Raw genomic sequence first — 13464 nt, 5'->3', positions numbered from 1 at the left:
TACTGCAACGACACTCAGGTGAGTGGGTGGCCTCGTCGCCGGTAGTGGGATAGCCGGGCTTGGTGTTGTCGTCGGCGGCGCCATCGTGACCAGGCCCAGACGTGGCCGGGGTCGTGGTGGCGGGGCAGGACCAGGGCGACGAGCAGGCGTCGAATCTCCGGTAGCGTGAGAGCGATCATGTCTTCACCAGTGTCGGTGTATCCCCCTTTGTGGCAATCGCTTTCGACGCCGACAGCCAGGCGAGGGCGAGCATGGACAGGGTGATGTGGGCGTACCAGGCCCGGTAGCTGCGGACCTGGTAGTGATCGAGCCCGGCTTCGCCTTTGGCCTGCTGGAATGCTTCTTCGATATGCCAGCGCGACCCGGCGGTGAACGCCAGATCCACCAGGCGGGAGCGGGCCGGCCCGTAACACAGGTAGTAGGCGATACGGGTGGGGTCGCTGATCGAGCGCCGCGCCAGCAGCCAGTGCCCGCGTCCACGAATCCAGGGCCCGTCGATCTGGCGGCGTGCCCAGTCGTATTCGCGGGGTCCGTGCGCACCGGCACCCACCGACAGCCGCTGCCAGGTGCCGGCCGCGAACTCGGTGACGAGTTCGTCGACCCGGGCCACACGGTCGGCGCGGGTGGCCACCCGCTGATCACAGCGAGTGGCCAGCACATAGGACACGTCGCGGGATTCGAGCCACTCACGCAGGTAACCGGCCTGGCCGTAGGCCTCATCCGCGGTGAACCACGCGAACGGCACCCCGGCGTCCAGGGCTCGGGCCAGCATCGCGATCACCTGCCGTGGTTTCGTGGCGAACCCGACCTCCTCGGCGATACCCGCGGCTTGGCAACGCTCACGGTCGCTGGTCCAGGATTCGGGCAGATACAGTTCCCGGTCGATCAGCGCGTGCCCGCGCGGCGAGGCATACGCGAGGAACACCCCGATCTGACAGTTCTCCGTCCGCCCCGCCGTGCCCGAGTACTGCCGCTGCACCCCCGCTGACCGCACGCCCTTCTTCAGGAATCCGGTCTCGTCGGCGGCCAGCACCGCCTCGGGGTCTCCGAGCCGTTCCACGACATAGGCGCGCACGTCGTCACGGACACCGTCGACGTCCCAGTCCGCTCGGCGCAGCAGCCGCTGCATCCCCTGCGGACCCGACTCACCGGCATGCTCGGCCAGAGTCCACCCGTTCTTCCGCTCCAACCCGGCCACCAGCCCCGAAACATACTCCCGGGCCCGAGCCCGTGGCTCGGACCGGGTGAACCGGGCACCGACCCGTGTCATCAACGAATCCAACTCGGCCACAGCACGATCCAACACCACACCACAGATCTACCAGCATCGACTCATGCGAGTGTCGTTGCAGTATTAAGGACGCCGGGCCGTCGAATTTCTGGAATCCGACCAGCTGGTGATCGTTGCGGCCGCAGTGCGGACATATGTGGCGGTGACCGGCTGCTGTCCGGGGAATAGACCGGTAGACAACTCATCTGCTGACGTTGTACCGCCCCGAAGCGGCGCATATCGAACATCGACGCGCCTCTTCGTGATATGTTGCGTATTCCCGGAGGGCAGCCGCGATGTAACTGAACATGCCCTCGTGGTCTTCTCGGTTGTAGTCGATCATGTCGTCTATCAGCCCCCACAGTGAGCCTTCTTCATCCTTGCGCGGTGGCGCGGAGTTCGCGGTCTTGAAGCACGTGGATGGCGCTGACCAGTTGTCCGGTCCGGTGTGGGCAGCAGCGTAGCTTGTGGAGGATTTTCCAGGCTTTGATCTGAGCAATGGCGCGTTCGCCGCGGCTCCGCAACCGGGCATGAGTGCGGTTGGCCTGCTTCTGTGAGTCCGGCTTGTTGCGCCCCTTGTACGGGCTGAGCAGGCCGGCAGTTCCGTGGTATCCCTTGTCCGCCAATATGATCAGTCCGCACCGGTGTAGCTCATGGACGATCTGCCAGATCCAGGCCGCTTTCGAGTCGTGGACGCTGCCGGGCAATGCACCCGAGGTCCACACGATGTCGCCGTCCGGGGTGGCGATGACCTGTACGTTCATCCCGTGCTTGCGGTGTTTGCCCGAGTAGTACGGCCGGTCTGCTGCGACCCGGTCGATCGGGATGAGGGTGCCATCGATGATCAGGTAGGCATGCCCGTCGGCCTTGGCCTGCCGCAAAGCCATCCGGAGCTTCGGCGCTCGGGCTGCGAGTAGTTCCACGGTCTCGGTGACGTAGCGCCATGCGGTGGTGGTCGAGATGTCGAACCCGGCGCCGAGAGCGGCGTAGGTTTCAGCTTTGCGTAGGTGGGCGAGCACGAGCAGGGCTTGGCGGCCTGGGGCGAGCTTGCGCCACGCCGAGCCCATCGCGCGGCGGTGGCGGCGGATGACCCCGGCAACGAATGCGAGGGTCTGGTGTGACAACGGCAGCATGGAACGGTAGAAAAGCATCGGAAGCCCTTGGGGTACAGCATGTCTTGGTCGACTGCCGTTCTACCAAGGGCTTCCTCGTGTCCAGTGCAGGCACCCCAGCTCAGTCCTGTTGGCTACCAACATGATCCATGCAGGATGAAAATGGCTCAGTGAAGCCATTCCCCGGTATCGGCGTAGATGTGGGTGAGGTGGCCGAGGGCGTCGTGTGTGCGATAGCGGGTGACACCGGTCGCCGGCGTAAGAGTGGCGACGCGGCCGGCGGCGTCGTAGGTGTAAGTGGTGGCGGCGCCGTTGTAGTCGGTTTCGCCGGCAAGGCGTCCGGCGGGGTCGTAGGTGTAGTGCCAGGTGTCGCCGATGGGGTTGTGGACGGCGGTGAGCCGGCGTTGGGTGTCCCACTCGTATCGGGTGACGGCCCCGTCGGGGTCGGTGCGCTGGGTGAGCAGGTCGAAGGTGCCGTAGAGGTAGCGGGTGATGTGGCCTGCGCGGTCGACGTGGGCGATGAGGTTGTTCTCGCCGTCGTAGGCCCAGGTTTCGTGGTGGCCGTCGGGGTCGGTGCGGCGTTGTAGTTTGCTTTCGCCGGACCAGGTGTAGCGGGTGGTCGTGCCGAGGGGGTCGGTGACGGCGACGGGGCGGCCGAAGTGGTCGCGTTCGATGGTGGTGGTGCTGCCGTGGGGGTCGGTGATGCGGGTCGGCAGGCCGGCGGGGTCGGTTTCGATTTCGGTTGTGGCGCCGGTGGGTTCGGTGACGGTGGCGACTGCGCCGGTCGGGTGGTGGGTGTATTCGGTGCGCAGGCACGCGTGGTCGACGGTGGCGATCAGGTTGCCGTAGTCGTCCCATTCCTGGTGGCGGGTGGAGCCGTCGACGTCGGTGACGGTGGCGGGGCGGTTGGGGGAGGGGGGGGTGATTTCGATGCGGGCGCCGTCGGGGCGGGTGATCGCGGTGAGGGTGGCCGCGTCGTCGGCGTAGTGGTAGGTGGTGATCGCGCCGTCGGGGGCGATGACGCGGGTGGGGTGGCGTAGGTCGTTGTAGTCGGTGCGGGTGCGTGCGCCGACGGGGTCGATGTGTTCGACGAGGCGTAGGTCGTTGTCGAAGACGTAGGTGGTCTGCGCACCGAGGGAGTCGGTGTGGACGGTGCGGGAGCCGGTGCCGTCGGGGAAGGTGAAGTAGTCGAAGGTGGCGTTGAGGACGTCGGAGTTGCCGTGCTGGGCGACGACTCGGCCGTCGGTGTCGTAGGTGTTGAGCATGCTGTTGCCGTTGGAGTCGGTCCACGAGAGCATGCGGTGGGCGTCGTCGTAAGCGAAGCGGGTGACCGCGCCGGAGCCGTTGGTGACGGCGACCAGTTCTCCGGCCTGGTATTCGAAACGACGGATATACGAGACGATTTCGTCGTCGGAGTCGGCGGCGCCGATGATCGCGAGGGCGGTGATGCGATCGTCGGCGGTGGTGACGCGGACGCGGTAACCGCCGGTGTGGGTGATCTCCGACGGGGCCCCGTCGGAGTTGTAGTGGAAGCCGATGCGATTGTCGTGGCGGTCGGTGACGGCCGTGATGGCGTAGTTGCCGAGCCTGGTGTCGAGGCCGCGCAGGACAGGATCGGGGTCGAAATGCCAGGTCAGTTCCCGGTCCGGGTCGTAGACCTGGTATCCGCCGGTGTCGGTGCGCGCCAACGTGAAGCGCTGGCCGCCGTTGCTCGGCATGACGGGGTGATCCGGTTGCGGATGCGGGTAGACCAGCAGCAGTCCGTGCTCGCCGATGAAGGTGACCGTGGTTGCTTCGACCACGACCCGCATGTCCAGGGTCGCCGACCACGAGGGACCGAACCAGCGGCCGTAGCGGTAGTCGGAGCGGTGCCGGCGCAGTAGCACCAGCGGCAGTACGCCGGGCAGAGTCAGGTCGGTTTCGGGAAGCAGGAACTCACCGGTGGCGACGTCGACCGGGTCGTTGCATTCGGTGACGTCCTTGTCGTCCTGGGTGTTCTTCGGTCCGTCCTTCTTGGCGTCGTCACCCACTCCGTCGTCGGACTTCGACCGGTCCGTGGGCTTGTCCGACGACGGTTTGCTCGACGGTGTGTCGGTGCTCGACGGTGTCGTGTCGGTCTTCGACGGCGTGGTGTCGGTCTTCGACGGGGAGTCCGTGGACTTGGACGGTGTGTCGGTGCTCGACGGCTTGGTCGGTGTGTCCGTGCCCGCGGGCTTGGTGGAGGTGTCGGTGGGCTTGGTCGGTGTGTCCGTGCTGCTCGGAGTGTCGGCGTTCGACGGCTTCGTGGTGGTGTCGACCGATCGGTTCTTCGGCGCGCCGGCCGGCGTCGACTTCCCCGACTTGCTCAAGGTGCGGACGATCGCCTGCCACACCCCTTTCAACCGGGCCAGCAGTGGCGTCAGCTGCGACATCGTCTTGGCCAGCTTGCTGAACAGCCGTGAGATCGTGGTCATCGTCTTGGCGACATACGTCGCGGCCTGCGCCGCCACCAGCGGTGTCGCGACGCCGAGTGAGAACACCGCCTCGGCGGCCCACACCGCCAGCCGCCCCACTGTCTGGGCGACGATGTCGCGCACCGTGATCCGCACCGCCGAGACGATCGCCCCGGCCATCTCGATCGCCGAGGCCGCCGACGATGCCGCTGCCGCGGCCGCGTTCAACGCGTCCGAGGTCTGCGCCGCCCGCGCCCGATATGCGGAGGCTGTCGCACCGGTCCAGGAGGTGATGTCCGCATCGACCGCGCTCTTGTGCGCTGCCGCGGTGTCCTCGAGACTCGACGACACGTTCTTCCAGGTCTGGGCATAGGCGGTGATCTGATCCGGATCACCCGCGACCCAATTCAACGCTTCCTGCAACGGCTCGACGTGCTCGATCAGGAATCCGACGCCGAAGCCGGCCAGCGTGCCGAACGGGTCGATCACCAACGATGCGGCCTCGGCCCCGATCGCGGCCATCCCGAGCCCGGCCTCCACCCAGGACCCCGACGAAATCGCCTGCCCCACATCGGTGACCGATTCGACCAGCGAGATGCCGGTGTACCACTCGGTGGAATCCTCCACCTCGGCGATCAACGAATTCGACTGATCCCCAGCCATCGTGCCCCCCGGCGAACAACGACACCGTCCCCGCGGAGTCGCTTCGATCAAGAACTCGACTCACAATACCGTTGCGGCGCAGGGAGAAATGAGGTCGGAAGACCTCACCAGCGTCAACCCCGAACTGCGCCCCTGGTCGGCAGCGCCAGGACAGCCGTCATCGGCCCTTGTCCTGCACGTTGCTGTGATAGGTGGGTGGTAGTTCCTCGCCCCAGACCCGATCTCCTGGGGGGACAACGCGCCGCAATCCACCGCGAGCGCGGCGAGGACCGCCTCGGCGCGGGCCCTCCTTCAGGGCGGGCCTGCGACCGCCGCCCAACAGGAGCGCCGGTCCGAGCACCCGCACATCGATCGGCGCCGCGCCGCTCATCCGACGCTCCGGCATGTTCCCGCGAACCCGCCGTTCTCTTCCCGCCATAGCGGCCAGCGCAGCACCGCGGAGCGCGTCTGCGGGCCGTAGATGCCGTCGGCTTCGACTCCCGCGGCCCGCTGGAGCTGCTGGATCGTGAACTTGGTGCTGGAGTCGTAGACGCCCGACACGTCGACGGGGATCTGATGACACAGCGCGATCGCGCGTTGCACCGTGGACACCGCGTGGGTGCGGTCGCCGAGATTGAGGATGCAGTCCGGCGCGTCCCGGGAGCTGTCACCGCTGGGCAGTTCCAGGTAGGTGCCGTCGTCGGCGGCGCGCTGGACGATCCAGTGGCATCGGGCGGTGAGGTAGCCGGTCGAGGGCGCACCGTCGAGGATCACCGCTCCCGTGCCCGGCGGCGGCTCGGGATCGCCCCGGACGACGAACCCCCAGCCCGCAGCGAGGACGAGCAGAACGAGGGTGAACGCCGCCGCGCCGAGCATCCCCGCCCGGCGGGGTGTGAACCGGGCCGGGGCGTCCCCATTGTGGCGGCCGGCAACGGTTTCGGCTGAGTCGGAGATCTCGCCGCCGTCGGCTCGGCTGCCGTCCGGCTCGCTGTCGGCGGTCCTGCGGCCGGTCGTCTCGTCACCGCGGGTCTCGTCACCGCGGGTCGAGCTGCCGCGTGTCGAGCTGCCGCGGGTCGTGCTGCCGCGGGTCGTGCTGCCGCGGGTCGCCGTACCCTCGGTCGTGTTGCCCGCGGTCGAGCTGTCGTGGGGCATATCGCCGACGTCGCCACCGAGGGGCTCGTCGCCGGCGCTTCGGCTTCCGACGGTCTCGCCGCCGACGGCCTCGTCCCCTACCGTCTCGCCGCCAACCGTCTCGTCCCCGCTGACCGGGCCGCTGCCGGCCGACGGTGCTGCCCGGGCCCGGCCGACCTCGGCGACCCTTCCGCCCGTCAACGCCGCACGGGCGGCGGCGGCCAGGGCGGCGCAGCTCTGATACCGATCGCCGGGCTCCTTGGCCATGGCCGTGGCGATCACGGAGTCGATAGCCGGTGGCAGTTCCGGGCGGATGCGGGTCGGCACCGGCGCCGGCTCGTGCAGATGCGCGGCGATCAGTTCCCGGTCGCCGCGGTTCGGATACGGGTGGGACGCGGTGAGCAGCCGGTGCAGTGTGGCGCCGAGGGAGTAGATGTCGCAGCGATGGTCGGGCAGCGAACTGTAGAACCGCTCCGGGGCCACATAGTGCGGTGAGTACTCGAAATCGCCGTTGGTGCGGGTGGCCTCCTCGTCGAGGCTGCGAGCGATGCCGAAATCGGCCACCAGCACCCGCTCCCGTCCCTCGACGGTGGAGACCAGCAGATTGGACGGCTTGATGTCGCGATGCACAACCTTGTGCCGGTGGGCGAAGTCGAGGCCGGCCGCGGCATCGGCGATGAAGCCGGCGGCCCGCAGCGGATCAAGCCCGCCCCCCGCCTCGAGCAGGATCTCGCCGGTGTCGGGACCGTCGATGTATTCGATCTCGATCCAGTGCAATTCGCCGACGCTGCCCCGATTGTTGACCCCCACGATGTTCGGGTGCGTGAGCATGCTGAGGAGATCGGCCTCCCGCTCGAACAGCTGCCGCTGCCGCGCCGAGGCAGAACCGGAATCGAAGATCTTGAGCGCCACCTTCTTGAACGGCAGCCGCGGGTGCGTGGCGCGGTACACCACACCCATCCCGCCGCGGCCAAGCACCCGCTCGATCCGGTACCCCGCGAACTCCCCGCCGATGTCCAGTACCACACCCGCCCCCGCTCGGTTGTCACCCGAATCGCGTCCGCGCGCGGCCCGTCCTCAGACGCCGATTTCGCTAACCACCAATATATTTCGTGCCCGACACCTCCAGCGCCGGATCGCTCCGCAGAATATCGAACAGCGAGCCGTCGGGAGAGCCGAAGGTTTATCCGGGTTGTTCGCGAGCGGGCTGGGAATCACCCGGCGGGTGCGATCGATGGCTCTGGTCATGTCGTGCTCCGAACCGTGGGGAGACGGAACGTCTCAAGGTCTGCCGTCGCGCAGTTCCCGCAGTTGCGCGAGTTGATCGGCGACTTCGAGCGCCAGCGGATCGTCCGGCAGGCGCAACACCTCGAGGTCGGCGGCGAGCGTTTCGAGCAGCTCCGCCGCTCCGTCCAGGTCGCCCACGCCGAGCAGCAGTTCCCCGAGGTCGCGTCGCAGTTCGAGGGCCAGCGGGCAGCTGTCGCCGTCGTAGGTGACCACCTCGTCGAGCAGCGCGCGCAGCGCGTCGAGACCTTCGTCGATCTCGCCGAGCTGCATCTGGCAGCGGGCGGCGAAAGCACGGACCTCCCAAGCGGATTCGCTGTACCGGCCCTCCACCCTGCGGTAGGCCTCGGCGAGTGCGCGCAGCTCGGCGTGCGCGCGGCGGTAGTCGCCGGACAGCGCCCAGGCGGCGGCGATGTCGCGGCGCATCCCGAGAACGTCGGCGTTGTCGGGGCCGCGGGCTTCGGCCGCGTTGTCGAGGACGGCGGCGAGGGCTTCCGCGGCCTGGGCGAAGCGCGCCTGATCGAGCAGCTCCTCGTACTGGCGGCGGGCGCCGTCGATGGCCTCGGCGAGATGATGGTCGGTGAGTGGCGCGGTGGGCTCGGCCACGACGGCGGGGACGTGGACGCGGGTCGGCTCGACTTGGGAGGTTTCCAGCGGGGCGTTGGGGCGGCGGAAGATCCGGGTCGGGTCGGGCAGGCCCGGCAGGTAGTGCTCGCCGGGCGCCAGGTCGCTGCCGGGGGCGGGCAGGAAGGGCAGTAGCCGTTCGTAGACGGTGTAGGCGTCGGCGGGCCTGCGGGCGGGCTGCTTCTCGAGCAGGTCCAGCACTAGCTGTTCGAACTCGGCGGGCACGTCCGTGCGCAGCTGCCGCAGCGGCGCGGGCGGCTCCTCCATGTGGGCGTGCTGCACCAGATAGGGGGAGTCACCGGCGAACAGCGGTATGCCCGCGATCATCTCGTGGATGATGCAGCCCAGCGCGTACAGGTCGGCGCGCGGCGTCACCTGGTGGCCGTGGATGCGCTCGGGCGCCATGTAGCGCGGGGTGCCGATCTGCTGGCCGGTGCGGGTGAGTCCGGCGGCGCTGCCGTCGAGCAGGGCGGCGATACCGAAGTCGATGACCTTCACCGAGCCGTCGGCGGTGAGCAGGACGTTGTCGGGCTTGAGGTCGCGGTGCACCACCGGCAGGGCGTGCGCGTGCGAGAGGACGGTGGCGATCTGGGCGGCCACCGAGGCCACCCAGCTGAGCGGCAGCTGGGCGCCGGGTTCGATGTAGTCGCGCAGCGGGTGCCCGTCGATGTACTCCATCACCAGGTAGACGCTGTCGAAGGAGGCGTCGAGCACCGCGTCGTAGACCTGCGGCACCCCGTGGTGGCGGATCTTGGCGGTGACCCGGGCCTCGCGGCGGAACCGCTCGGTGAACTCGGCCGCCACCTCGCCGGTGTCCACCATGTCCAATCGGATGCGCTTGATCGCCACCGGGCGATCCAGCACGCTGTCGAAGCCCCGCCACACCGACCCCATGCCGCCGGAGCTGATCTGCTGCGTCAGCTCGTAGCGGCCGTCGATCCGCTCCCGCATTCCGTCCCCTGAGATGTGTGGCCGCGCGGGCCTGTCGTGGGCGGCGCGGTCAGGCCGCGCCGTGTTGCCTTCTGATCATGCGCCACGCCGCCCGGCCGAGCTGTTTGTTGAGCGTCTCCTTGAACGACGGGTCGGACTTGCTGAAGTAGCGGCGGCCGAGATCCTGCTGGGTGGCGAAGTTCTCCAGCATCTTGGTTTCGAAGACCTCGACGAACTTGCCCTGGAACTCCTCCTCGTTGCGGCTGCCGAGACCCGCCAGCTGCACACCGTCGTCGTCCACGGCCTGCTGGAACGGTTTGGCGACGTCCTCCTCGGTGAACTCGGTACCGTACTTCTCGTTGAACTGCGAGATCAGCTCCGACAACAGCGATTTCTCCGGCTCCTGCGCCCCGCCGGTGCCGTCGCCGAAGCCGGGCAGGGTGACCGCGCCCTCGGCGTCGAGGGAAAGATCCGTCTCGCCCATCTTCTGGACCCGCAGGTAACTGAGATCCACCTCGCCGATGTCGACGCCGCCGTCCCCGCGCCGGGGCAGCACGTTGAGCAGGTGCTTGCCGTAGAGGTGCAGCTGTTCGAGCTCGACATCGCGGTAGGGCACGATCTGGGCGAGGAAGCCGTACTTGCGCACGTAGTCGCGCAGGTCCGAGCGGAATTCCTCGGCGGTGTCGGTGTCCTCCTCGTCGTCGCTGTCCAGCAGCGCGGTGAAGCGCGAAACCGCGGGCGCCAGGTGCACATACAGTTCGGCGTGCAGCTTCTGCCAGACATCGGCCGAGCCCGCCGCCTGTTCCTCGGCCCGCAGGTAGGCGTCGGCGAACTCCCGCATCTCGGTGCTCAGCAGGATCGGCGGCGCGAGCACCTTGTCCTGGGCGAGGTAGAGCAGGTTCGGGTCCGTCGGCATCGCCTCGGCCAGTTCGTAATACGGCCGGAACGAGTTCTGGATGTCCTCGCCGTCGTTGACGAAGTCCAGCACCACCAGGTCGTCCTGGCTCTTGCGCTCGTGGGTGCGGTTGAGCCGCGAGAGCGTCTGCACCGCCGCGATGCCCTTGAGCGACTTGTTGACATACATGGTGGTCAGCAACGGCTGGTCGAAGCCGGTCTGGTACTTCTCGGCCACCACCAGGATGCGGTATTCCGGCCTGCCCGGACCGCCGGAGCGGGTCGCGATGTCGTCGGCGCGGGTGTAGGCGAAGGCGGCGGGGAGTTCGGTCTCGCGCAGCCCGTCGTTCTCCTTCTCCTCCGAGGTCTCCTCGCCGTCGTAGTCGAGCGTGCCGGAGAAGGCCACCAGCACACCGACATCGGGATACCGCTCGGCATAGCCGGTGATGTCGAGGTGGTGCCGGATGGCGCGCGTCATGGCGACCGCGCTGCGCCGGGAGTCGGTCACCACCATCGCCTTGGCCCGCCCGCCCATGCGCCCGCGCGTGTGGGTGACGAAGTGCTCGACGATCACTTCCGCCTGCTGCGCCACCGTCGACGGGTGGGTGGCCGCGAACCGCGCCAGCAGCGTCTTGGCCTTCGATTCCGGCACTTCCCGGTCGTCGGGGTTCTCGTTGACCAGCTTGTAGTAGGTCTTGTAGGTGGTGTAGTTGCGCAGCGGGTCGAGGATGAAGCCCTCCTCGATGGCCTGCCGCATCGAGTAGGTGTGGAACGGCTGGTAGGTGTCGCCGACCAGCGTGCCGAACGCCTCCAGCGTCTTGGCCTTCGGCGTGGCCGTGAAAGCGAAATACGAGAGGTTGCGTGCCTGCCCCCGCGCCTGCGCCTTGCGCTTCAACCGGTCGTCGACGGTGAGCTCGGCCGCGCCTTCCTCGTCGTCGTCGGCGTCGAGACCGAGATCCCGCAGCGCGGCCCGCACCGCCGCGGCCGCGTCACCGGACTGCGAGGAGTGCGCCTCGTCGACGATGATCGCGAACCGTCCGCCCAGCAGTTCGGTGGGCGTGCGCTTGAGGAAGTCCAGCAGCGCCGGGAAGGTCTGCAAGGTGATCGGGATGATCTTCCCCGACTCCCGCGACAGCGCGTCCGCCAGCTGCGCCGACTTCGCCCCGCGCTTCTCGTCGATCTCGACGACCAGCCCTTGCACCCGCTCGAACCCGCCGACCGTCTCCTGCAACTGCGCGTTCAGGTTGCGCCGGTCGGTGATGATGATGACCTTGTCGAACACCGGCGTCCCCGGCTCCAGGCCGTTCGCGCGGGCCGTCGGGTCGAGCAGCGCCGGGTCGGTGGGGGTGTGCAGGTCGGTGAGCCGGTGCGCCAGCCAGCCGATGGTGTTCGACTTGCCCGAGCCCGCCGAGGCCATGACGAGGTAGTTGTGGCCCGCGCCGTGGGTGGCGGCGTGCGCGGTGAGCTTGCGGACGGCGTCCCACTGGTGGAAGCGCGGGAAGATGGTGGTGCGCGTCGACTTCCCCGAAGGGCCTTTCGAGCTGTGGGTGTGGACGAAGCGTTCCAGCAGGTCCAGCCAGTTGTCCCGCTGCCAGATCTGCTCCCACAGGTAGGCGGTGGCATGCTTGCCCGGCACCGTCGGATTACCCGCCCCGCCCGGCTTTCCCGGCCCTTCCGAGCCGGTGTTGAACGGCAGGAAGCGGGTGTGCTTGCCCTTCAGCTGAGTGGTGACGAACACCAGGTGCGGGTCGACGGCGAAGTTCGCGACCACCCGGTGCCGGAAGATCAGCTCCGTGGGGTCGCGGTCCTCGCGATACTGCTTCTTCGCGTCCTCCACCGTCTGACCGGTGAGCGGATTCTTCAGCTCCGCCGTGGCCACCGGAATCCCGTTGAGCAGCAACGCCACATCGAGCCGATTGCCCTTCCCGGACGGCTTGGTGGCGTAGGGCAGCTCCCGCACCACGGTCAGGCGGTTGGCGCGGTAGGCGTCCAGCGCCGCGTCCGAGGTGACGAGGTTCGGCTTGAAGAACACCAGCCGGATGCGGACGCCGCGGTCCTTCACGCCCGAACGCAGCACCTCGATCACGCCCTTGGCGCTGAGCTGCTGATCGAGAACCCTCAGAAAGCCTTCCTGGGCGGCGTCGGGGTCGCCGTAGTAGGAGACCAGCTCGTTCCACTCGTCGGCCTGGGTGGCGCCGATGAAAGTGAACAGCTCGCCGGCGTCCAGGCCGAGGGCCGGGCGGTATTCGTGGGGGTTGCCCGCGTGCCAGCCGTTGGCGGTCAGGTGGTGGACGATGGCGTCGCCGAAGGTGCGTTCGTCGTGGACCGGGCTCATGCGGTCATACTCCCTGGATGGTGTTTCTGCCTGAAGCGGTGGAGACGTCGAATTGGCCGGTTACGGCGGCGGTGATCAAGGCCTGTCGCCGTTCCGTGAGGAGCGCGATCGAAATATCGATATGGCGTCTAGCTTGTGAGGTTCGATCTCGAGTGCGGTCGAAATTTTTATACTGCGCATTCTGGACATCGATCGGGGCTTTAGGGATCAAGCAGTCTCGGACGACACTCGTCGGAAGATTGTTAGCCATACCTTCGGCGCCCGATATTCCCATCTTGATGTGCTGGCGCGTGCGATGACTGCGGAGAGCATAGGCAAGGAAGGGAGCGGACGAACGTCGCTTGTCGATGTGGATGCGATAGATCTTGTCGCAGAGCAGAAGGTTATCCTTTATTTCAGGCACAACTCCAGTGCTGCCGATCAGTTCCGGTGAGCCGCTCGCTCGGGACATGAGCAAGTCGCCCGGAGCAAGTTTGAACTCGCGTCGTGGCTGGATGGATGAGGGTAGGGCCTTGTGCTGCGCTGGGTCGAATAGCCCGCCATTGACACAACCAGCCTTTACGACACCCCACTCTCCCTCTGTCACAGTGCGATCCTCACACTGGGGCGACCATCCTTGTTCGATACTGCGAATGACATGACGCAAACGGACCATGCCGTAACGGCTTGCTAAGGGTTGTCCCGTAAGTCGGACGCGCTGATGACGACCCGCCCCTTGGCCAGGGTCAGCGGGCGTGGGCGAGGTTGGCGAGAGTGGCAACTCCGGCCATCGCGACAGCGACACCGTTTCCGCGTAAGCGGCAGTCCCGC

General features: G+C 67.6%; 7 protein-coding genes. All 7 read right to left on the bottom strand.

The window, feature by feature from the left end; genetic code table 11:
* Positions 1 to 175: 175 nt before the first annotated feature.
* Positions 176 to 1309: an IS701 family transposase gene (locus tag QH283_RS10450; protein ID WP_280502822.1), complete on the bottom strand. Its 1134-nt coding sequence runs from the start codon at positions 1307 to 1309 to the stop codon at positions 176 to 178.
* Positions 1310 to 1644: 335 nt separating this feature from the next.
* Positions 1645 to 2421, bottom strand: a complete 777-nt coding sequence (locus QH283_RS10445) for a transposase family protein (RefSeq protein ID WP_280502821.1) — start codon at positions 2419 to 2421, stop codon at positions 1645 to 1647.
* Positions 2422 to 2549: 128 nt separating this feature from the next.
* Positions 2550 to 5477, bottom strand: coding sequence for a DUF6531 domain-containing protein (locus QH283_RS10440; protein ID WP_280502820.1), 2928 nt, complete (start codon positions 5475 to 5477; stop codon positions 2550 to 2552).
* Between the two features lie 366 nt (positions 5478 to 5843).
* Positions 5844 to 7613 (bottom strand): protein kinase domain-containing protein, encoded by a 1770-nt coding sequence (locus tag QH283_RS10435; protein ID WP_280502819.1) that lies wholly within the window; start codon positions 7611 to 7613, stop codon positions 5844 to 5846.
* Between the two features lie 255 nt (positions 7614 to 7868).
* Positions 7869 to 9446, bottom strand: coding sequence for a serine/threonine-protein kinase (locus tag QH283_RS10430; RefSeq protein ID WP_280502818.1), 1578 nt, complete (start codon positions 9444 to 9446; stop codon positions 7869 to 7871).
* Between the two features lie 49 nt (positions 9447 to 9495).
* On the bottom strand, positions 9496 to 12654 hold the full coding sequence (locus QH283_RS10425) for a type I restriction endonuclease subunit R (protein WP_280502817.1): 3159 nt from the start codon (positions 12652 to 12654) through the stop codon (positions 9496 to 9498).
* Between the two features lie 4 nt (positions 12655 to 12658).
* Positions 12659 to 13240: a hypothetical protein gene (locus QH283_RS10420; protein WP_280502816.1), complete on the bottom strand. Its 582-nt coding sequence runs from the start codon at positions 13238 to 13240 to the stop codon at positions 12659 to 12661.
* Between the last annotated feature and the right edge of the window lie 224 nt (positions 13241 to 13464).

It is taken from the genome of Nocardia farcinica, assembly GCF_029867845.1.
In the GTDB taxonomy this organism is placed as follows: Bacteria; Actinomycetota; Actinomycetes; order Mycobacteriales; family Mycobacteriaceae; genus Nocardia; species Nocardia farcinica_A.
Note: the sequence above shows the minus strand (reverse complement) of the source record. Positions and strands in the feature narration are given on the sequence as shown.